This window comes from Flavobacterium sp. SORGH_AS_0622, from assembly GCF_030818825.1.
In the GTDB taxonomy this organism is placed as follows: Bacteria; Bacteroidota; Bacteroidia; order Flavobacteriales; family Flavobacteriaceae; genus Flavobacterium.
The window spans coordinates 2654217-2676612 of record NZ_JAUTAX010000001.1 but is presented as its reverse complement, the minus strand read 5'-3'; the positions used below and the strand labels follow the sequence as shown (position 1 = coordinate 2676612).

At 33.5% G+C, this 22396-nt stretch carries 13 protein-coding genes; 5 read left to right on the top strand and 8 right to left on the bottom strand.

The window, feature by feature from the left end:
- The 4 genes from QE431_RS11710 (at nt 1) to QE431_RS11695 (ending at nt 10273) form a co-directional block, all read left to right on the top strand.
- The gene (locus QE431_RS11710; protein ID WP_307295986.1) at nt 1-5445 is read left to right on the top strand and encodes a DUF5977 domain-containing protein; all 5445 of its coding nucleotides are present in this window, start codon (nt 1-3) and stop codon (nt 5443-5445) included.
- A gap of 34 nt (nt 5446-5479) precedes the next feature.
- Nucleotides 5480-8932: a DUF6443 domain-containing protein gene (locus tag QE431_RS11705; protein ID WP_307295984.1), complete on the top strand. Its 3453-nt coding sequence runs from the start codon at nt 5480-5482 to the stop codon at nt 8930-8932.
- Between the two features lie 4 nt (nt 8933-8936).
- The gene (locus tag QE431_RS11700) at nt 8937-9380 is read left to right on the top strand and encodes a hypothetical protein (RefSeq protein ID WP_307295979.1); all 444 of its coding nucleotides are present in this window, start codon (nt 8937-8939) and stop codon (nt 9378-9380) included.
- A gap of 638 nt (nt 9381-10018) precedes the next feature.
- On the top strand, nt 10019-10273 hold the full coding sequence (locus QE431_RS11695; protein WP_134142913.1) for a hypothetical protein: 255 nt from the start codon (nt 10019-10021) through the stop codon (nt 10271-10273).
- Between the two features lie 95 nt (nt 10274-10368).
- On the opposite strand, the gene QE431_RS11690 is transcribed toward QE431_RS11695, so the two are convergent.
- From QE431_RS11690 to QE431_RS11670, 5 genes are all read right to left on the bottom strand, one after another.
- Nucleotides 10369-11019 carry a hypothetical protein gene (locus QE431_RS11690; protein ID WP_307295974.1) on the bottom strand — a complete coding sequence of 217 codons (651 nt, stop codon included), beginning with the start codon at nt 11017-11019 and terminating at the stop codon, nt 10369-10371.
- Between the two features lie 2 nt (nt 11020-11021).
- Nucleotides 11022-12008 carry a hypothetical protein gene (locus tag QE431_RS11685; protein WP_307295971.1) on the bottom strand — a complete coding sequence of 329 codons (987 nt, stop codon included), beginning with the start codon at nt 12006-12008 and terminating at the stop codon, nt 11022-11024.
- Between the two features lie 232 nt (nt 12009-12240).
- Complete coding sequence (locus QE431_RS11680) at nt 12241-13050, bottom strand: SDR family NAD(P)-dependent oxidoreductase (protein ID WP_057115009.1); 810 nt, start codon at nt 13048-13050, stop codon at nt 12241-12243.
- Between the two features lie 67 nt (nt 13051-13117).
- A complete protein-coding gene (locus QE431_RS11675) occupies nt 13118-13705 on the bottom strand; it encodes a TetR/AcrR family transcriptional regulator (protein ID WP_307295966.1) in 588 nt (195 codons plus the stop codon).
- Nucleotides 13706-14383: 678 nt separating this feature from the next.
- Nucleotides 14384-16738, bottom strand: coding sequence for a mechanosensitive ion channel family protein (locus QE431_RS11670; protein WP_307295964.1), 2355 nt, complete (start codon nt 16736-16738; stop codon nt 14384-14386).
- A gap of 443 nt (nt 16739-17181) precedes the next feature.
- On the opposite strand from QE431_RS11670, the gene QE431_RS11665 reads away from it, so the two are divergent.
- Nucleotides 17182-17475 (top strand): helix-turn-helix domain-containing protein, encoded by a 294-nt coding sequence (locus QE431_RS11665; RefSeq protein WP_057115013.1) that lies wholly within the window; start codon nt 17182-17184, stop codon nt 17473-17475.
- Nucleotides 17476-17613: 138 nt separating this feature from the next.
- Here QE431_RS11665 and pdeM read toward each other — a convergent pair whose 3' ends face one another.
- The 3 genes from pdeM to QE431_RS11650 are packed head-to-tail and all read right to left on the bottom strand — an operon-like array spanning nt 17614 to nt 22317.
- Entirely contained in the window at nt 17614-18249 is a 636-nt protein-coding gene (gene pdeM, locus QE431_RS11660; RefSeq protein ID WP_307295960.1) for a ligase-associated DNA damage response endonuclease PdeM, read from the bottom strand.
- Nucleotides 18250-18255: 6 nt separating this feature from the next.
- Complete coding sequence (locus tag QE431_RS11655) at nt 18256-20715, bottom strand: ligase-associated DNA damage response DEXH box helicase (RefSeq protein WP_307295958.1); 2460 nt, start codon at nt 20713-20715, stop codon at nt 18256-18258.
- Entirely contained in the window at nt 20716-22317 is a 1602-nt protein-coding gene (locus tag QE431_RS11650) for an ATP-dependent DNA ligase (protein WP_307295955.1), read from the bottom strand.
- Between the last annotated feature and the right edge of the window lie 79 nt (nt 22318-22396).

Sequence of the window (22396 nt, the reverse complement as noted above, 5' to 3'; positions counted from 1 at the left end):
ATGAAATATTTTATACTTTTCAAAAAGGCGTCAGGTTTTCTGCTGTCTTTAATATTGTTTTTGAGTTTTTCTGAATGTTTGTTTGCACAGAGCACAAATACTCCGAAACCCGATTTTGTTCCCAAGTCTCCTGAGGCAGCGGCATTTTTAAAATATGGCGAGTATCCTGTAGATTTATCTACTGGAGTTCCTGGAATTTCAATACCATTATATACTATTGATACAAAAGATTTTAAACTACCAATATCTTTAGACTATCATGCTTCTGGAATTAAGGTAAACCAGGAAGCAACATGGGTTGGTCTTGGCTGGAACTTGAATGCTGGTGCACAGGTTATTTTAAGCCCAAGAGATGAGATTGATGAGAATAATCTTTATGTAGATGAGATTCCAGACGCGGATGGTCTTATTAATTACTTTAAACTTCATCCTTATAAACATGAAGCGATAGCTTCCATATCTCCTGAGCTAGATAAATCAAGAGTTAAGGATATATATGTTTTTTCATCTCCAACTGTCAATGGAAGTTTTTATATAAAAAATTTCTCCAGCAATGAAGTTGTAACAATACCTCCAAATGCTTTTAAAGTTGATTTGGTTGGTAATGATAGAGCAAATTTAAAGTTTAAAATTACGGATTCACAAGGAAACATTTACACGCTTAACACAACAGAATCTTCTGTTAGATCAATGACTCACAGTGATCGCTATATTAGTGCTTGGTATGTGGATGAAATTAAAACTCCATCTAATAACAAAATAACATTTGTTTATCAGAACGATGGAGTTCTAACAGACAAGAGTTTTTCGCAAAGAGTTGAAATTACAAAGAAAACCACTTATGGTTCTACTTGTACAAGTCCTGTTACTACAAATACCGTAGGCGCAGTAATTGACGAGAACAGTAATACAGAAACAACGTTAAAAAAAATAAAAGAAATTTATTTTAACGATGGAAAGTCCAGAATTTTGTTTACAAAAAATATTGGCAGACAAGACTTGTTTAATGGAGCTACAAATGGTTATTTAAGTAAAATCGAAATTCAACAAATTGCATTTGATGGCTTTGAAAGTATTAAGGGATATACATTTGAATATTCTTATTTCAATACAGGAAGCACTTACAATGATAAAAGATTAAGATTAGATCGTCTAACAAATTTATTTGGAGAAAATGAGGAAGAATTTATCTATTCAACAATTTCTTTGCCTAACAAAACATCAAAAGGGCAGGATTATTTTGGTTACAATAATGGTATGACTAATAATATTGATTTGATTCCAAAACACTATCTAAGTGCTCCTTATCCTACTGAAGTTGGTAAAGCAGATCGTTCCGTTAGTACATCGGTAATTCAGGCAGGAATTTTAAAAGAAATACACTATAGAACAAAAGGTTGGACTAGATTTAATTATGAAAATAATCAATTTTATGGAGTTGACATTTTTAATAAATACGTTCCAGTAATAGTAAATAGCAATCTAATTCAAGGTACAGGAGGTACAGTACCGGTAAAAGAAGGACCAGGACCTGATGATGGCAACATTTGTTTGAATACAAATCCTGAAGATTGTGTTAATTATGTATCCATCCCTTATGTAGCCAATAACGCTACAGGAACCCTGACATTTAAATTAAATAAGCCAGTAGGAGATAATCCTACTTTACTTAAATATCACTATGCAAAGGTGAGAATATTTTCTGGGTCAAGTATGGTCTATAATTCAGGAAGTCTGGTTGGACAAGAATATAATGTTTCGCTTTCTTTACCTCAGTCTGGTACAATTGAAGTTGAAGTGTATGGAAAGTATTACAGTGTTCAGAATCTACAGCTTAAATATGTTAATAATGACGCAACACTTAAAAATGTTTTAGGTGCAGGCTTAAGAATTAAGAATATTGAAAATTATGATGATAACAACTCACTATTGTTAAAAAAAGAATATGATTATTCAGATATAAATGATGCAAGCCGTACAAGTGGGAAACTGATTAATGAAATGACCACTACTTTTTCAACAAAGACTTTTACTAACTATAATTATTACACATGTGATGTTGAAGGAGCAATTTGCATGCCAGGATTAAATTCTCAAGGTACTTATAGTATTTCTTCAAATTCAAGGTTTGGTATAGAAGGAAATTCTGTTGTTTATAAATATGTAAAAGAAAAGCAGGTTGATATTAAAAATCAAACCAATAATGGTTTTACACAATATGAGTTTACTACAGGAGGAGATGAAATTCCGCTCGGTAGTCCTGCAGTACAAATTTCTACAACATGGAAAAGAGGAAAAGCTCTTTCAAAAAAGATATACAAAACAATTGGAGCCAATAACTATATAGTCGAAGAAGAAAAAAACACATATTTTGAAGATAATTCTAACACTTCTTTTTATGTTGGTTTTAAGATGTTTCGTAATTCAACAACAAATATTCGAGAAAATTCTTCTGATCCTTTTACTCCAACATGTCCATATTTTCTTGATGGTGGTATTGAAGTTTTGCAAAGTATTGAACCCGTTAGTTTTAGGGTGCCTTTATTATGGTATTATCAAAAAGCATCACAGAAATTAAATTATTTTTATAATTCGTCAAATAGTTTGACAGGTACGGTTGTGACCACAACAAATTTTAATTATAATCCCTCATACCTTCAGCTGTCGTCTCAGACAACTACAAATTCAAAGGGCGAAATTTTAGAATCAAAGTATTTTTATGCGGGAGATCCAGAAATGACTTCCAAACCATTTATAAATGAGTTAAAGAATGCTTACATGATTGGCATTCCTTTAAACACGCAGACATTTAAAGGTGGAGTTAAAGTATCAGAGCAATTAACTAATTACGATAAAAGTCTTTCCACAAATAATTTATTACTTCCTAAAGCTGTATATGCTAACAAAGGCGCAGCAGTAATAGATTTAAATGCAGACAAGAAAATTACCTATGATTTGTATGATGATAAAGGAAATGTTTTGCAGTATACTCCTGAGAGTGGAATTCCGGTTTCAATTGTATGGGGATACAATAAGACACAGCCCATCGCTAAAATTGATAATGTAGCTTACTCTTCTATTTCTCCAGAAATAATCACAAATCTGCAGACTCTTTCCAATAGTGACAATGATAATTGTATGTCAGGTAATTGTTCAGAACAATTATTGCGAAATGCATTAAACTCGTTTAGAGATTCTCTTCCAGATGCATTTGTTTCAACATATACCTACAATCCGCTTGTAGGAGTTACAAGTGTAACAGATCCAAAGGGATTATCTTCTTATTATGAATATGATAAAGAAGGCAGGTTAAGATTTGTAAAGGATAAAGACTTAAATATACTTCAGAAATACTGTTACAATTATAAAGGCCAGACAATTGACTGTGGAGATAATTCATCAGGCAGTGTTGTAATTTATAAAAGCGCAGCACAGAACGGTTCATTTACAAAAAATAACTGCTCTTCTGGTGGTACTGGTTCAAGTGTAATATATAATCAGGCTGAAGGGGTAGCAATTTCTACAATTTCACAAGCTGATGCAAACACATTAGGACTGGCTAAATTCAATACAGATGGACAGGCTTACGCCAACTCTAATGGATATTGTACTTATTACAGCACTGCCCAAAGCGGCTCATTTATTAAAAATAATTGTTCTGCGGGAGGAACTGGATCAAGTGTGTCTTATAGCCAAGGTGCTGGAATTTTAACTTCGACAATTTCTCAGGCAGATGCAGATGCGTTAGGTGTGGCAAAGTTCAATGCTGATGGTCAATCGTATGCCAATGCAAATGGATATTGTACATATTACAGTGCTGCCCAAAGTGGAACATTTAACAAAAATGATTGTGCTCTGGGCGGAGCAGGTTCAAGTGTATTTTACAGTCAAGCGGCTGGAGTTGTTACTTCAACAAACTCTCAGACAGAAGCAGATGCATTAGGATTGGCTAAATTTAATACTGATGGTCAATTTAATGCGAATGTCAATGGGTATTGTACTTTTTACAGTGCTGCACAAAATGGTTCATTTACCAAAAATAATTGTAGTCCTGGATCAACAGGTTCAAGCGTAGTTTATACTCAAGATAGCGGAGTGTTATCTTCTAATATTTCACAAGCTGACGCTGATGGCATAGGATTAGCAAAGTTTTATGCTGATGGTCAGGCTTATGCTAATGCAAATGGTTATTGTACATATTATAGTGCCGCAATGAGTGGTCAATTTACCAAGAATAACTGTGCTGCCGGAGGATATGGATCAACCATGACATACTCTCAGCCTGCTGGTTTTATGACATCGACATCCTCACAGGCAGACGCTGATGCATTAGGATTGTATTTCTTTAATGCGAATGGTCAATCGTATGCCAATGCAAATGGATATTGTACTTTTTACAGTTCTCCCCAATATGGATCATTTACTAAAAACAATTGTCCTTCAGGAAGTGCTGGTTCAACTGTCGCTTATGGGCAAAACTGGGGTGTTTTAAGTTCAACAATTTCACAGGCAGATGCAGATGCTTTAGGATATTCTAAATTTATTACAGATGGACAAGCTTATGCCAATGCTAATGGATATTGTACTTATTATAGTGCAGCACAAAGCGGTTCTTTTACCAAAAATAATTGTGCTTCAGGAGGAATGGGCTCAACAGTAGTTTATACTCAAGGAACTGGGGTCTCAATATCTACAATTTCACAGGCCGATGCAGATGCAATAGGATATTCTAAATTTCTTAATGATGGACAAGCTTACGCCAATGCAAACGGGAATTGTACATTCTATAATGCAGCAATTAGCAAAACATTTTTCAGGAATAACTGCCCGGCGAATTCAGATCCGGGAACGTTTACATATTCTGTCCCTTATGGAGAATATACAAGTAATTTGTCTCAGAGACAAGCTGATCAACAGGCTCAGGATGCAATAGATTTATATGGACAAAATGCAGCAAACCTAGAAGCAACTTGTACTTTTTTTAGTTCTGGTCTATCAGCAACTTTTACCCGAAACAATTGTGGCGCAGGTTATATAGGGGGCTCTTATACTTATACGTTGCCTACGGGGGCTTATTTATCCACTATTTCGCAGGCTGATGCTGATAATAAGGCCGCAGCACAATTTGTTAGTAATGGGCAAACAACTGCTAATACATATGGTTCATGTACATTGATTCCTCCACCACTTACGTTTAATTACGAGTATATATTCAATTCTTCTACAAAGAGTTTATATATTGACATTTGGGCTTCAGGCGGAGGCCATAATGGTGCAACTTTTACCTTTAATATTAATTATATACGTACAAGTGGGGCGGCAGCTACTAGGACAGAAACAATTGTATTTCCCGCTGGTCAGGGAGATAAACAGTATATTATTTCACTGCCTATTAGTACTGCAAGTGTAACAAGTGTAGATTTAATCTCATTAGTCAAAAACTAAAAATTCAGAAATAAATTAGATAACAAAATTATTTATGAAAAAATACATAGTAGTATTCAGTATATTCTTATTTACAAGTTTGGCTTCAATAGCCCAGACTTTCAGCGATGATAATTTTATATATACTATAGCGCCAAAAAAGCCAGTTCAGTCAACCAATTTGAATACGCTGACAAAAGAAGAAATGACTCAGAATCTGACCTATTTTGATGGGCTTGGCCGCCCCATTCAAACTCAGATTATAGGACAGGGCGGACAGGGGCAAGATCTTATTACGCCAATTGAATATGATGGACTTGGCAGACAAATAAAAGAATATCTTCCTTATGCAGCAGCAAATAACGGAACTAACTATTCTAAAATTGATTTTAATACCGCTCTAAGCTCATCAATTTCATTTTACAGCGGAATGTATAACACATCAAACCCATATTCACAAAAAGAATTAGAATCCTCTCCCTTAAACAGAGTTCTAAAGCAGGCAGCTCCAGGAGCTTCATGGGAAATTGGAAATGGACATGAAATAAAATTAGAGTACCAGAGCAATACTGCAGATGAGGTAAAGTTGTATCAGGCATCAACATCCTGGAGCGCTGGTTCTGGTTTGTACGATATTTCATTTTCAGATGACGGATATTATGCAGAAAACCAGTTGTATAAAAATGTAACTTATGATGAAAATACAACTGCAAGCCCTGCAGAAGGTTCTGGATCTACGGTTGAATTTAAGAATAAAGAAGGCCAGGTTGTTTTAAAAAGAACCTATGATGCAGGCGATAAACACGATACCTATTATGTTTATGATATTTACGGAAACCTGGCTTATGTAATTCCTCCAATGGCCGAAGGGACTATTACTGCAGATGTTTTAAACGGTTTATGCTACCAATACAAGTATGATGATAAAAATCGTCTGGTAGAGAAAAAACTGCCTGGAAAACAATGGGAATTTATTGTTTACGATAAATTAGACAGGCCGGTTGCAACAGGACCAGCATTATCTCCTTTTAAAGATGATACGGCATCCGGCTGGATTATCACTAAATATGATGCTTTCAGCAGGCCGGTTTATACAGGCTGGAGTAACCAGACATCAAATGCTGCAACTCGTAAATCTTTTCAGGATGCCCAGAATGCCGCTGCAGTTTTATTTGAAACTAAGCAGACATCTGGAAATATTGACGGAATCGAAGCATACTACAGTAATGTAATAGCACCGACAAATTTTAAACTGCTCACAGTTAATTATTATGATAATTACGAATTTCCAAACGCACAGCCAGTTCCAGGCACCGTCGAAGGACAAGCGGTTTTAGCAAATATTAAAGGTCTGGCTTCGGGCAGCTGGACAAGAGCAGTAACTGCAGCATCTTCTACAGCCGGTGAAACGAGTACGATATTTTATGATGACAAAGCCAGACCTGTAAAAAACTATCTTCACAATTATTTAGGAGGTTACACTTCAAGTGAGAGTAAAATTGATTTCGCAGGCAAAACGCTGTATTCCATTACAAAACACAAGAGAACTTCTGGAAATACTGAAATAACAGTACGAGAAGAATTTACATATTCGCCTCAAGATCGCCTGCTTACCCATACACACCAGATAAATGGCGGTGCAGTACAACTGCTTGCAGATAATACCTATGATGCACTAGGGCAGCTGGAAAGTAAAAAGGTTGGAAACAATACAGGAGACCCGCTTCAAAAAGTAGACTTTAAGTATAATATAAGAGGCTGGCTTACCGCAATAAACCAAACCAGCAACTTACAGCAGGATACAGATCCAGTTGACTTATTTGCTTTTAAAATTAATTACAACACTACTCAGACCAGTGCAGCAGGGGTAAGTGCATTATATAATGGTAATATTTCTGAAACATTCTGGAAAACAGCTTCGGATGTAACAGAAAGGGCTTACGGGTATAAATATGATAACCTAAACCGCCTTAAAAATGCAGTTTACGAGAAAAATGGCGTCACGACAAGTGCTTATGATGAAAATCTGACTTACGATAAAAATGGTAATATTAAAAAATTGAGCCGTAAAGGAGATTATGATCCTCAGGTAGGGAATATTGATATTGATGATTTAGTCTATACATATAATGCAAACACTAACCAGCTTACCAAAGTAGTGGATAATTCTAACAACGTAAGCGGATTTAATGATGCAAATAAAGCAGACGATGATTACAGCTATGATGATAATGGTAATATGATTACCGACAAAAACAAAAACATTACAGCCATAAGCTACAATCATTTAAATTTACCAAAGAAAATAACATTTGGAACAACTGGAAGTATTGAGTATTTTTACACTGCAGCAGGGCAGAAAATTGAGAAAATTGTTACCGAAGGTACCGTAACCACTACAACCAATTATTTAGGAGGCTATCAGTACAAAGACAATGTTTTAGAGTTTTTCCCGACAGCAGAAGGTTATGTGAAGAATACAGACGGTGCACTTTCGTATGTTTTTCAATACAAAGATCATTTAGGAAATGTTCGCTTGAGTTATGCTAAGAACCCCGCAACACAAGTTCTTGAAATTATTGAAGAAAATAATTATTATCCTTTTGGATTAAAGCATAAAGGGTATAATGATTATACGGCGAATAGTAATAAGTATAAATACAACGGAAAAGAGCTGCAAGACGAACTGGGGCTTGGGTTTTACGACTATGGAGCACGTAATTATGACCCAGCACTTGGTAGATGGATGAACATCGACCCAAAAGCTGAAATGTCAAGACGTTTTTCTCCTTACACTTATGCACTCAATAATCCTGTTTATTTTATTGATCCAGATGGAATGTTAGCTGAACCACCTGTTGGATTCGATGCTAAGCAGGGGCAATATTACGAAGATAAAGATGGTAGCTGGGTATATGACAAAGAAACTACGACGTGGTACGGTCTGAAGGGGGCTAAAAACATCGGCAATACTATTGAATTGGAAGAAGTTGTTATTGGCGGTAATAAAGAAACTTCTGTACCTTCAGGAGAATATGGAATGCCAATGCAATTGTGGGGCGATGATAATAAATTTATGAATGGTTTAAGTAATACTTTTTTTGGTGTTGTAGGAACAGTTGGTGCAGTTGCGGCGATACCTGAAACAGGTGGAGCTTCTGGCATTGCATTGCCATTGACAATAGGAGAAGTATCTATTGGGGTTAGTCAAATGGCTGATTCATTTAATGAAAAACCAAGTGATGTTCTTCATGAATATAGTACTGTACCTGGACTTATAGCTGGAGAAAAAGGAAGTAGTTATGCTCCATTAATCGATGGTGTTTCTGGATGGATACCAGGAAGTATGTCTGGAGGTAATATTATGGGGGCATGGGACAATATTTCAGGTTTAGCTAAAGGTCAGAACGCAATTAATAATGGAGCAAATCTCACAGATGCTGTAATGGACGCGAATGGTTTAATACAAGGAGTGAGTTCAGGAGTAGAAACATATAAAAAGAAATAATTAAATGATTTATAAATTAAATTTATCGACAGTATTATTAAAGCTTTTCCTGATTGGGATGGCATTCAACGGTTTGTTTTATTTCACTACTAAAGATTTTGATTTTATAGTTTATATAGTTTCTTTTGTAATTATTGTTGGATTAGAGGTTTTGATTTTCTTCTTAAAACCTTTTTTGTACAAAATCGTTATACTTGAAAATTCAATCTGCTTCTATTATAAAAAGTTTTTAATAAATAATCATTTTAAAGAAGTGAATCAGGAAGATCTTAGTTTTTCATACAAACCCGAAAAAGGGGCTAGAGGAAGTGAGGCTGAGGAATTAAGATTTTATATCAATGGAAAGAAAATAACTGGAATAGGAAGGGGGCTTGATGGCTGGAATAAAGAAAATGTAACTAATATAATTAAAAAATTAGAAAACTTAAATATAAATAAATTAGAATAAATGAAAACAAAGAATAAAATATTGATTCTAGTTATTTCTTCTGTCATTGGCATATTATATGCGATACACCTGCTCTACAGCAAGAAGGGATTTCTGAGCACAAGTGATTATATAGCTTTAAGCTTTACCTCGATATTTGTGATAGGATTAGATTATTATTTTATTAATAAATGGAAAAAAGAAGAGATAGAGTAAAATTCAAAAAAATAATAGTAAAAAAAATGAAAAAGATAATTTTGCTTGTAAGTTTTTTGTTCATCCAAGTTGGTAATGTATCAGAAGTGTTGGTGGTTAATTATTGCATATAACATTTACAGAAAATCAGATATTTATATTAATATCGCATAAAAATTAAAACAGCCTTCGGGCTGTTTTTTTATTTTATAATGCCTTAAAATGAAAAATGAAGTCAAACCCAACTAGGTGTTACAGATGTGTTGTTGGCAAAACTATACATTTATACTTAAAATTATATTCTTAAAAAATTGCATAATGCTATTGGGATATGTTAAAAAAACATGTTCATAAACTGTTGATAAATAATGCATTGCGAACTGTGTTAAAATATTATTTCCAGTCATTAATTATTATAAATTTATAATTGAATGACAGCTAATTACTGTGAAATTTTTTTAAATATGGGAAAAGCTATACAATTACAGGTACGTAAGGAACTGAACGGAAATCAACAGTTCAATATTATTAAATTAAAAGGCAGTTTGATCTCTAAAGGATATACTGAAATTATACATATCAGCGATCAAGATGACGAATTTCATATTAATTCATTTGAGACAAAAATTGAAGCACGAAGAGAAGTACAAGAATTCATTCAGGATTTTATTATGAAAGAAGATCTAGCCAATACAATTAGTGTATTAAGTAAAGGGTAGATGCTATCAAAGTCATAATAAAAAAAGCTGCACAAATGTCTCTGACTTTGCGCAGCTTTTTTGTATAAATTTCCTAAATTTTAAATAAAGTAACTTTAATCCTGCTTAAAACTCTTTAGCGAACCATCATCATTAAATTGTATTGTATATCTTTCACGGCTGCCGCTAATAGTAGTTGGATACCATTGAATTTGATTTTTATAGATTGCAATATATACATTTTCTGCAGGTACAGCTCCTTCGATAGTTTCGGCTTTTTTGTTGTAAAGAGCAGACATTTTAGCGGCATTTACAAAACTGATTTTATTCAGTGAAATTAAACGATCTCGAATATCATCTTTAACAGATAGCTGAATTGGTCTCGGCTCCGACCATTTATTATCCCTGTATTCGTAACCATCAACATATTTCGGATTTTCAGGATGCTGAAGCATAACGTTTATAATTCCATTATCATAAAAATATAGAGTTGAATAAACAAAAATTTCTTTTCCATTATATTGTGGCAGTTTTCGAAGTTCTTCTTCTGCTTTTGTTAGTGTATTAATATCTGAAAGAAGCGCTCGTTTTTCGGTTGAAGAATTTACTTTCGCAGGATTATTGATAATTGTTTGATCCTCTTGTTTTTTGTTTTCTTTATTTACTAATGTGTCATTGGGTTTAAATGTTTCATCAATACTTTTAGATATTTGGTTACAGCTTATAAATGATAAACCGCAAACCATTCCTATAATTAGTTTTCTCATATTTATACAATATTGTTTAAATCGCTTGCAAAAGCAATTTGTGTTGGATTTTCGGGTAAATAAAAAATCTCAATCTCTTTTTGTTTGGTCATATCAAGTTCTAGAAGTCCAATAACTTTCTTTAAACTGCTTTTATGAATATGCTGTTTGTTGTCTTTATATTCGAGCTCAAAACGCATCATTGGTTGTTCATTAATATATGTTCCTGTCTGACTGACATTAATCAATCTCGCCGCAGTTTTTATTCCTTTAAATTTAATCAGAACCGAATCATCATTTAGACCGGTTAGTTTGCTTAAGATAAATCGCAAAAGAAAACGATAGAATAAAATTACAATTGGGCAAATAATTAACGGATGTCCAAAACTCATAAAGCGCCAGCCCATACCTTGACTTTCAGTTTTATAAGCATACATATAATAACCAGCTACAGCAATTATAACAATTATCCAGGTCAATAGTCTTAATACCAGACCCAAATAATTGAATCCTGCATTTGTCGTTGCAATAATAAAATGGGGAAGCTGTTTAGAATTTCTATTGAGCAGTAAGTTTAGTTTCTTGCCAGTTTCAAAACGATGTTCTTGAGGTTTACTATCCGTAATAATTGTTTTATGGGTAATTTCGGTATCAGAAAGATTTTTAAACAATAACTCAAGTTCGTAAGTATTTAATTTAGATGTTGGTTTTGAAATTTTTACTGCATTTATAATTTTTGCTTCTCTTTTTACACCAGTCTCTTTTATTGCTTCTAAATTTCTTTTTGTGATAAAAACCTGCAATATCCATTTTTGGAAGTATCCAATTAAAATAATCAGCCATATTACTATTGATAAAAATACTATGCCGAGCGCCAGCCACGGATTTTTATCATTTAATGCATTAATATCAAATTCGTCATTGATATTATAATACATCAGCATCGGAAAAGGAATTGCAAAAAAGAACATATAGATTGCCCAAAATGTAATAGCAAGATATTTTTTCATTCCTTGTGGTATTTAAAGTTATGAATTTAATTATGATTTGTAAACAGCATTAAAATGCTTTTTTACAATTGGGTACTAATCAAATTTACATAAAATATTAAATTTCTTACGTGCGATTTAGCAAATTTTAGATATTGACTTTTGAAATAGCTTTTTCTAACAACAAAAAAGTCCCAGTTTTTTTCTGGAACTTTTAATTTTGTAATTGAAAATGCTATAAATCAAGATTTATTTATCCATGAGCTTCAACAGAAACATTGTTCCATTTCTCCCAATTTTCTAATCTTTGTTCATAGCTCTGTTTTACAAATGGCAACGCTATTTTTCCAAGTAATAATCGTAAAGGAGGATTTTCGTTTTCGACTAATTTTACAATTATAGGAGCTGTTGCTTCAACTTTTCCGAATATATTTTCTGATGCCGCCATAGCTTTTTTAATTTCATCATAAACAGGTAAACTTTCGCTGTTAATTCCAGTGTGCCAGATATTTGACGCGTATCCGTTTGGTTCTAGTATCGTTACTTTGATTCCGAATTGTTTTACTTCCGAAGCTAAAGTTTCACTTAAACCTTCAATAGCAAATTTTGAAGCGCTGTAAAGTCCCATTGTGGCTGGTAAAGTTGCCAATCCTAAAATAGAAGAAACTTGAATAATATGCCCGCTTTTTTGCTCTCTCATAATAGGTAAAACGGCTTGTGTTAACCACAAAGTTCCAAAAAAGTTAGTTTCAAATTGTTCTCTTGCTTCCTGTTCACTAGCTTCTTCAACCGCGCCGGTAAGTGCGTAGCCTGCGTTGTTTATTAAAACGTCAATTGTTCCAAAATGCTGTTTTACTTTTTGTATTACTTGAAGAGATTCCTCTCTATTATTTACATCCAATTGTAAAGGTAGAATCGTATTCCCGTATTTTTCTTTTAAATCGTTTAAAGTATCTAGATTTCTAGCAGTTGCTGCTACATTGTATCCTTTAGCTAAAAAAGCTTCTGTCCAAGTTCTTCCAAATCCTTTTGAAGCTCCTGTAATTAAAATTGTTTTTGACATGGTAATTGTTTTTATAATTAATTAATTGAAAAATGTGACTGATCGGTCATTTTTATGGTAAAAAAAATTATATCGAGTTTTCAGATATAATTTTTTTAAGTGTTTCTTCTATTGTTTTCATATTATCATTATTGCCAGACATGCGCGACATTAAATGACCGCCTTCAAGCATGGCAAAAAGCACAGTGGCAAATTCTGATCCTTTCCATTTCGGATTAAATTCTCCATCAGCAATTCCTTTTTCTATAATAGCAGATAAAAGCTCTTGTCCTCGTTTAATACCTGTGTTCACTTTTTCTTTTACAATCGGATTAGTATCGTCAGCTTCCGTTCCAAAATTTAATAACGGACAGCCGCCGCTAACAGGTGGATTAAGTGGATTGCTGAAAAAATCGATATAAGCCAAAAGCTGTTCTTTGGCACTTTTCCCCTGACTTAATTGCGCCTGAAGTTTTGTACTTAATATTTTCATATTGTGGTCTACGGCAGCGCAGGCCAAAACATCTTTATTTTCAAAATGAACATACATACTTCCTTTAGACAATTTGGTCGCCTCCATAATATCGCTCATAGAAGTAGCTGCAATTCCTTTTGTATTAAAAATAGGAGCGGCTTTTTCTATAATAAATTGTTTGGTTTCTTCCCCTTTTGTCATGATAGATTGTATTTGATGATGCAAATATATGACCGATTGGTCATATATACAAGTATTTATGAGATTAATTTTTTAATTATTTGGTTTTAAGGTTTTTATTGAGAGTTGTTTTAAGTGAAAATTGCTTAAATCACTGGACTTAACGCAGTTTTTTATCAATTTAATTCGCTCGATCGCTTTCGCCTTCATTTCCAAAACCCCGATCTAATTTATTAGATTCATTGTTTGTACATTATTCCAAAAGATAAATAAAAGTTACTGATGGAAATCAGATTTTAACAAAAAGTGGCAATATTCATTAGACTTCCTAAAATAAGAAGGTCTGCTCTCGACACGCCGGGCAAGCCATTAAAATATTTTCATTTATAGCTACGCAAGCTTCAACCATTGCAGTATCTGGTAGATAATCCAAATCACGGATATATGTCGACATTCCTATGAGCAGAACCTTCTTCTTTAATTTTAAATTTAATCCAAGTTTATTTGAAATGCTTTTAGCTTATAATTTGAATAGGGTAAATGTATTATCATCATTTTTTTCAAAACATGATTCTAATCATACTGTTAGATATTTATTTTTTTATTTTTTGCGTAACTTTTATGGATTATCTAAAAAAATAAAGCTGCAACTTTTTTAGAGTTGCAGCTTTATTTTAAAAATGGTTAACGCTTTTTTATTTAACTAGAGAAATGTAAACCTTTGTTTTTAAAACTATTATATAATTCTTGTCTTGCCAAACTTATAGTTTCTTCGGTTCTGTAAATACTACACCAAAATTTGATCAGAAGTTTATATTTTCCGTCAGAAATAGCGCTGTAATAAATCTGAGATGGTTTTGCATTATTTACCATTGGCAAGTTAGCAAGTGTTTCGTTTACAACTAAGTTGATTTCTTCTGGAACGGTTTCACCAACGATTTCAAAAGTAACTTCAACAAGTTTGAAATTATCAGTATAGGTCCAATTGGTAATGTTTTGAGATAATAAATTACCATTCGGAATAATAATTTCGGCACCGTTTGGCGCATTAATTTTGGTAGTTCTCAGTCCCATAGATTTAACGCGGCCAGATTCTGAACTAATTTCAACAACGTCACCAATCTGAATCGGTTTATCAAAAATCAAAATGATTCCCGATACAAAGTTGCTGACGATATTTTGAAGACCAAGTCCGACACCGACACCTAAAGCTCCTAATAAAATACTTAATTTGTCTAAAGGCATTCCTGACGCCGCAACCGCAAGCAGATATCCGCTTATTAAAACTACTAATCGGGTAATTAATAATTTTGAATGCTGTCTTTTGTTGACGTTTTCTTCGTTTTCATCATCAATTTCACCAAAGAAATACGCCACATACTTTTGCAATAAATGCGCAACCCAAATAATAATAAAGAACAGAACAATGTTACCAAGTGTAAATGTGATGCTTCCGATAGTATTTGGATGGTTTAATATTTTTTGAAAAGCAGCACGAAGTGATTCCCAAATATTAAGATTTGAAGCAATTACAACAAGCCACATATAGCTGATTACGATAATAAAAGGCTTTTTTAAGGTATCTGATAAATTTTCGAAATCAAACATTTTTTCGATGCCTCTTTTTACTCGCGTAGTATAAATCTGCAAAAGGATAATCTCTAAAATAATTTTTAATAAAACGCTTAAAGCGACAATCTGCGTAAGCGAAATAAATGCTGTAAGGCTTAACATATTGGAAAGAGAAACTCTTCCGAACAAATTAAAAAGAATTGATAAACCATTTAATCCGATAAAAATGATGCTTGCCCATTTAAAAAATCCTTTAATATAAAGTTCTTCTTTTAGGGTTTTAATTTGCACCAAACCATATCGAATTCCTAAAATATTAATTGCAACAAAAGCAAAACGCTGTAATAACCCTATTGTAATAAATAAGTCTAAGAAACAAAGGGCAAAAAACAATCCGAGTAAGAAAAGCCAATTGCGCATAGCAACTTTAGACCATTGATTTTTAAAGAGTACAGTTAAAACTCCAAGTAAAAGAAGCTGCATTAATTCTAAAAATAATGCTGGTGCATATAAATTAGTAACAACAGCAATGTTTAGTGCAATTACTAAAACAGGCAGTAACACACCACGATTTAAATATTTGAAATTTAAAAGAGAAAGACTTTCGCTGTATCCATTTGCATTTAGATATTTTACGTTTCTGGAAATGTACCAAAACAAAAGGCCCATGAAAAAACATAAAGTGATCAATCCGCCGGCTTTGTAACCTAGATAATAGGCAGCAACATTTTCTTCAATTATAATTTTATTTTTAATGTTGTGTGTCACCTTTTTATTGGTAGCCGAATCTGTTATCTGCCATAAAGTTGGATATTCTTTCTTAAAAATGCTGATTCCAGATTTTTCAAGTTTACTTTCAACTGTAATTAAAGCGCTAGAAACAGCAATTTTTCGCTGTACGGTCAATCGCTTCTTATTGTTTAAAATGGTTTGGTTTTTAGTCATAAGACTATCAGTACCAATATATCTCTTTTTAAGATCGGCAAATTCTTTCTTGAACTGCTTGCGGCGAATGGTGTCTTTAAGTAAAGTAATTAAAGTTTTGTCTTTACGAAGATCAATTACGCGGGTTTTAATTTTTTCAAGATTAAGATTTCGAGCGTTTATAGCTTTATTCTGTTCTTCTAATTCTTGCTGGATTTCCTGAAGTACAATGCGGTACATCTGCTGGTTGCGCACATTAGGATTGGCGCCTTTTAAACTGGCTAAAATAAGGTTTAGTTTACTTTCTGTGCGTTTCATTTCGCCAAAAAGATGATGAGTATCACCTTCAAAATCAATGTCATTGTAAGCAGATTCTAATACTTCTCCTGCTTTTTCGATCGCCATTAGGTAATCGCTGTCTGTTGCTGTGGTGTCGTTAAATAATCTGCCTGGACTTTCTTTTTTGACAGGTTTTTGTTCTTGCGAAAAACTTTGCAGAGAACAGAAAAGAAATAAAAACAGAGCGAAAAAATAAAATGTTCTTTTTTGAAAAATCATAAGGTAAATGGCTTATTTAGGGAGATCAAATTTAATTTTTTTTGCAAAACTTTTCGTGAAGAAAAAATTAAATTAGACATTTCAGCACATTTTATCGTCAGATTACGATTATATCTCTCTCAAAGTGATTTCGCGCTTAATTTCTTTTAATGAATTTGAGTTGTCAATTATAATTGAAATCATCGAAAAGGGAATTACAATTAAAGCGCTAAATTCCTTTTTTAGAAATAAAAACACGATAATTAAAAGTAAAAGTATAGAAGCGCCCAGTAGAATATATATCATAAATTGTATTGTTTTCTGTCTTTTTAATAGTTGCTCGGTCGTCATTTCGCTAGGTTTCTTTGTTTTCATTTTATATTTTTACATTAAGTTTTCTACAAAATTTAATTAAAAAACATTCCGAAACAATAGGTCAGATTTTCTTGACTACCCAATAAATTATGGAAGAAACAGAAACTTGTCCAGCACAAAGACTTTTAAAAATGTTATCTGGAAAATGGAAAGCAGAAATTTTTCGTTTAGCAGTAGAATCACCTCTACGATTTAATACTTTACTGCGACAAATTCAGGGTTCCAACAAACAATCTTTGTCTACCGCTTTGAAAGAATTGGAAGAAGAAGGACTTTTAGAAAAAACGACAATTAAATTAAAGCCTTTGCATATTGAATATTATCTGACAGCGAAAGGAAAAGCTTTGATCCCAGTTTTTGAACAATTGGAAGGATTATCTTAACTGAAATGGAAAAGATTTGCTGTTGTTAATAAAACAAACCTAGTAAATTTAGTTTTGATTATTTTTTAAATTTTACTTTAAATAAAATGCTATAAATTGCTTATTATCAATTTTATAACATAATATTATAATGTTTTTTTATTCTTTACTAATCTGAATTACCTCATTTCCAGCAATAGCATAAACTATATCTTCAACATTAGGTTTCAGAAAATACTTTCCAGTAAACTCACCAAAAGCAGGTAAAATCATTTGATTTGGTTTATGAAAAAAGCAGGGAAGTCTAAGACTTTGTAAACCTAAACCACGCAAGAGAATTCCAGGATGAATATGCCCAGAGAAATTAAAAGAATTCTCTTTTTCAGTTGGGTGATGTGTAAAAAAGAAGTGATCAATTTCTAACATTTCAACTATAATTACGCCAATTTTTCTATAATGAGTTTCATCGATAATATCGTGATTTCCTGTAATTAAATACGTCTCATGATTATTATCTAAAACCCAGTTTTCAAACAAATCCCATTCTGCATTTTTGGTGCTGTGGAATAAATCTCCTAAAAAGATAATTTTCTTTGGATTAAAATAATCTAAAACTTCTGTAATTTTTCTGAAATTCTCTGAAATGGCATTTTGCGGAATAGCGATTCCGTGTTTTCTAAAATGCGTCACTTTTCCTAAATGAACATCAGAAATAATTATTGTATTTTTTTCTTCCCAAAAAACAGCTCCATTGCAATGCAATATAAATGTTTCGTTATTGATTTTAATTTTCATAAAGTATTATTTCATGTTAGAAGCGGTCATTTTCTGAATTCTTTCTGCTAATGTTTCGCTTGAAAGTTTTTCTCTTAAACGGTCTGTAATTATTGGAAAACTAAATGGAGTAGGTTTAAGACATTGTTTCCAAACGATTTTTTGATTGGCAATTCGTTCCAAAGCCAAAATCAAACGTCCTTCTTCCAGCTGATGTTCGAAGGTCTCACGATACGCTTGATGCAGCAATAAGTTATCAGGCTCAAAATCCCTGAATACTTCAAACAGCAATTGAGAACCGCTTTGTAGATGTTTTGTTTTGACCATTTTTCCAGGAAAACCTGTAAAAACCAATCCTGCAATTACGGCAATATCTCGAAATTTTCTTCTTGCCATTTCCGTCGAATTTAAACTTTTCTGCAAATCATGATGTACATATTCTGTTGATAATAGATTGTTATCCAATACCGCTTCAATATCAATTTCCTGATCAGAAAGCAATTCAAATCCGTAATCATTATAAGCCAGAGAAAAACTGATCGATTGCAGTAAACTAATTCTGTAGGCCAATAAACTTGCCAGCGCTTCGTGTACAAAACGTCCTTCAAACGGATAAAATATCGCATGATAACCTTCTCGGCTTTTAAAAGTTTCTATCAAAAATTCATTGTTATCAGGAACAATCGATTCTTTTCGCTGTCTATTAAACAATGGCTGAAGCGCTTTTAATTCGGGTGAAAGATTATCAGTATTGGCTCGATATAGTTCCTGACGAAGCAATTCACTCATTTGTGCAGATAACGCCATGCGTCCGCCCATCCAGCTGGCAATTTTTGATTCTTTTTTTGGACTGGCTTTTTTGACCAAAACCTGCATATTTCGAATTCGGAATAATTCCAGTTTTTTTCCTGCAAAAATAAAAGTATCACCAGGTTTCAATTTCGAAATAAACCATTCTTCAATAGTTCCGATATAACCGCCGCTCATGTATTTTACATTCAAAACAGCATCGCCTACAATTGTTCCAATCTGCATTCTATGATGCATTGCAATCATTCGGTTGTTAATTTTATAACGTCCGTCTTCTTCAATTTCTACCTTTTTGAATTCGTCGTAAGCATGAAGGCTCTGACTTCCGTTTGTAATGAAATTGAGTATCCAGTTCCAGTTTTCTTTTGTAATGGCTTGGTAGCTGAATGTTCCCTGTACTTCTTTAAAAATTTCATCTGGAAAGAAACCGTCAGAAACCGCTAAAGTATTGAGATACTGAACCAAAACATCCCAACTGTTTAGATATGGAACACGATCTTCAATTACACTGTTTTCTACTGCTTTTTTCAAAGCAGAAGCTTCTATAAGTTCGATAGCATGCGTGGCAAGAAAATAAATAACACTTTCTTTTCCTGGCTGATGACCGCTTCGTCCTGCTCTCTGCATAAATCGCGCAACGCCTTTTGGACCACCAACCTGAATAATAGATTCGACTGGAGCAAAATCAACTCCCAAATCTAAACTAGAAGTGCAGACAACGACTTTTAATTCTTCATTTCGAATAGCATTTTCAACCCATTGTCTGGTTTCTCGATCAATGCTACCGTGATGCATTGCCATTTCGCCGGCAAATTCAGGATATTTTTCTAGTAATCTCTGATACCAAATTTCGCATGCCGAACGAACATTGGTAAAAATAAGTGTTGTTTTACTGGCTTTTACAATTTTTGCTGCTTCATCAATTAAATGTAAGCCCATGTGTCCTCGCCAAGGATAAGTATCCATTTTCTCTGGAATAATCGAGACAACTTTTATTTTTTTATTAATTACAGCTTTGATTAAAACAGAATTATGATAAGCCTCAGAATCGACACCGAGCAAAACTTCCTGAGCCTGCTGCAGGTTGCCAATTGTTGCTGAAATTCCCCAAATGCGAATGTTTTTAGCGATTGTTTTGAGTCTCGATAAACCTAATTCTACTTGAACGCCACGCTTTGTTCCCAGTAATTCGTGCCATTCATCAATTACAATTGAATTACAATTTTTAAAAGTAGATTCGTATCCTTTTGAGGCTAAAAGCAATTGCAGGCTTTCTGGAGTTGTAATTAATAAATCTGGCATTCTTCCTTTTTGCTTGGCTCTTTCCGCTGCGGAAGTGTCTCCAGAACGGATTCCAACCGTCATTTTAATATCTAAATCATTTATAACTCTTTCTGCCGCTTGCTTGATTTCGACTGATAAAGAGCGCAGGGGTGTAATCCAAATAGCTTTTAAGCCAGGAGTTTGTTTTGTTTTATAGTTTGGATTTTCTTTAATATAATTTAGAATTATAGGCAGCCAAAGTGCATACGTTTTCCCGCTACCAGTTGGCGCATTTAGCAAGCCATTTTTTCCCTGCAGGAAAGCAGTCCATGTCTGAGTTTGAAATGGAAAAGGTTTCCAGCCTTGATTTTTAAACCAATTGCTGGCAATTGTAAATAACTGCTCTCTATTCATTTATGAAATCATATTTTTTAAATCTTCGATCGAATTTGCTTCATCGATTTTTTTATCCTGACGCCATCTTAAAATTCTGGGAAAACGGGTTGCAACACCGCTTTTATGTCTTTTCGAAAGTGCAATTCCTTCAAAACCAATCTCAAATACTAATTTTGGTGTCACACTTCTTACAGGCCCGAATCTTTCTAAAGTGTTTTTTTTGATAAAATCGTCTACCATTCTAAATTCGGCGTCAGTTAAGCCAGAATACGCTTTCGCGAAAGTGACGAGTTCACGTTCATTATTTTCATTTTCATGCCATAAGGCAAAAGTATAATCGGTAAACAAATTAGATCTTCGTCCGTGGCCTCGCATGGCGTAGGTGAGAACCGCATCTATTGTTAAAGGTTCAATTTTCCATTTCCACCAATCGCCTTTTTTTCGTCCAACTAAATAAGGAGAATCTTTTCGCTTCAACATTAAACCTTCGCTTCGCATTTCGCGCGATTTTAGTCTTTCAGCTGTTATTTCTTCCCAAGTTGAAAAATTAAGTCTTTCTGATAATTGAAGCGGAATATCTTTTCCGATTAAAGTCGTAAATAATTCTTCTAATAATGTACGGCGTTCTTCATAAGGCAGATTTCGAATATCATTTCCCTGCCATTCCAGTAAATCATAAGCTTTTATAATAACTGGAGTGTTTTTTAAAACAGAAGCTGATACATTTTTTCGTCCAATTCTCGTCTGCAGATCATTAAAAGTACCAATTTGATTATCTATGAAAGGAAGAATCTCGCCATCAATTACAGTTCCATTTGGAATATTTAAGATGAACGAATTGAACTCAGGATATTTATCGGTTACTAATTCTTCGCCTCGGCTCCAGACGTAAATTTCATTATCTCTAATAATAGTTTGAGATCGAATTCCGTCCCATTTATGTTCGGCGCTCCAATCTTCTGGATTTCCAAGATTCGAAAGTTCTCCTTCAACTGGATAAGCTAAATAGAACGGATATGGTTTTGATAAATAATCGCTGCTTCTTTCGTCTAAAATTAATTCTTGAAAAGTAATCGTGTTCGGATTCCAATCTCCCATTAATTTGTATGCAAGAGTATCTTCGTCAATATTTTCAGATTTAGAAAGTGCTCGAGTCATTAATTTCTGACTTAAACCAATTCTAAAACTACCTGTAATTAACTTTGTGAAAACGAATCTTTCGTAATAATTTAAATTAAGCCAGTTGGTCTGGAGATATTCTTTTTTTTCAATATCGGTTTTCTTTTTTAAAGCGATAATTTCTTGTAGAAATTCCGTCAGACTTTTATCAGAATGTTCTTTAGTAGTTGGAATAACCAATGCAATAGTTTCGGCTAAATCACCAACAATATGATAACTTTCTTCAAACAACCAAAGCGGAATATTCGCCAGTTCGTTTGCCCACAATCGTAATAAAGTTGTATTAACAGGTCGGGGAGGGCGACGGTGCGAAAGAATAGCTATTGTCCAGACTTTGTCTTCATCGCTGGCTTTTTGAAAGTAATTCGTTAAAGCATCAACTTTTACCGATGTTTTATTAGAACTATCCAGGGTTTTTATAAGCTCGGCAAAGTTTTTCATAGTTTTTTAATTGATGGTTGATGGTTGATGGTTAATGGTTGATGGTTAATAGTTAATGGTTTATTGTTTATTGCTGTTT

Coding starts and splice junctions, on each gene's coding strand:
- QE431_RS11710 (WP_307295986.1), top strand. CDS start 1: ATGAAATATTTTATACTTTTCAAAAAGGCGTCAGGTTTTCTGCTGTCT.
- QE431_RS11705 (WP_307295984.1), top strand. CDS start 5,480: ATGAAAAAATACATAGTAGTATTCAGTATATTCTTATTTACAAGTTTG.
- QE431_RS11700 (WP_307295979.1), top strand. CDS start 8,937: ATGATTTATAAATTAAATTTATCGACAGTATTATTAAAGCTTTTCCTG.
- QE431_RS11695 (WP_134142913.1), top strand. CDS start 10,019: ATGGGAAAAGCTATACAATTACAGGTACGTAAGGAACTGAACGGAAAT.
- QE431_RS11690 (WP_307295974.1), bottom strand. CDS start 11,019: ATGAGAAAACTAATTATAGGAATGGTTTGCGGTTTATCATTTATAAGC.
- QE431_RS11685 (WP_307295971.1), bottom strand. CDS start 12,008: ATGAAAAAATATCTTGCTATTACATTTTGGGCAATCTATATGTTCTTT.
- QE431_RS11680 (WP_057115009.1), bottom strand. CDS start 13,050: ATGTCAAAAACAATTTTAATTACAGGAGCTTCAAAAGGATTTGGAAGA.
- QE431_RS11675 (WP_307295966.1), bottom strand. CDS start 13,705: ATGACAAAAGGGGAAGAAACCAAACAATTTATTATAGAAAAAGCCGCT.
- QE431_RS11670 (WP_307295964.1), bottom strand. CDS start 16,738: ATGATTTTTCAAAAAAGAACATTTTATTTTTTCGCTCTGTTTTTATTT.
- QE431_RS11665 (WP_057115013.1), top strand. CDS start 17,182: ATGGAAGAAACAGAAACTTGTCCAGCACAAAGACTTTTAAAAATGTTA.
- pdeM (WP_307295960.1), bottom strand. CDS start 18,249: ATGAAAATTAAAATCAATAACGAAACATTTATATTGCATTGCAATGGA.
- QE431_RS11655 (WP_307295958.1), bottom strand. CDS start 20,715: ATGAATAGAGAGCAGTTATTTACAATTGCCAGCAATTGGTTTAAAAAT.
- QE431_RS11650 (WP_307295955.1), bottom strand. CDS start 22,317: ATGAAAAACTTTGCCGAGCTTATAAAAACCCTGGATAGTTCTAATAAA.